Raw genomic sequence first — 468 nt, forward strand, 5'->3', positions numbered from 1 at the left:
TGCAGCATCCGTGGTGGATACGGGCAGAACCCGGGGCCGCCACGTGCAGGAGATCTCTCGTGGGTGGTTCGGATCGAGGGCGTTGAGCACCATCTGGTAGGCGACGGGATCATAGGGTAGGCGGCCGTGGCCATAGGTATCCAGAGGGCAGGCGTCCTGCACGGTCATGTTCTTGGCGCCCTTGAGAAAGGCTTGCGTGTAGGGCGTGACCGTCGTGTCGAGCCGGGTGGAGATGACGGTGTAGGCGATACCCGGGACGGTGTCGCCGTCACGGTAAACCTGTTGCATCAACGCTGAGCCCTTGAGCTGCTGGCCGTAGGCCTCCATGTTGTGGTCGTAGCTCCACGTGCTAAGGAAATCCTTCACAGCCTCGGGCAGGCCGTCGACAAGCTTGTCGAGACCGACGGCGGTGGTGCCGTGGTTGGCGGCCACCAGTCCGATCAGCTTGTCGACCTTGGACGCTCCGCC

The 468-nt window shown here is 63.5% G+C and carries 1 pseudogene; it reads right to left on the reverse strand.

The window, feature by feature from the left end:
• A pseudogene (locus tag RGM3321_RS00175) lies at positions 1-468 on the reverse strand (lipase); the annotation flags it as partial.

Origin of the sequence: Pseudomonas sp. RGM 3321 (assembly GCF_022836805.1) — a bacterium.
Taxonomy (GTDB): Bacteria; Pseudomonadota; Gammaproteobacteria; order Pseudomonadales; family Pseudomonadaceae; genus Aquipseudomonas.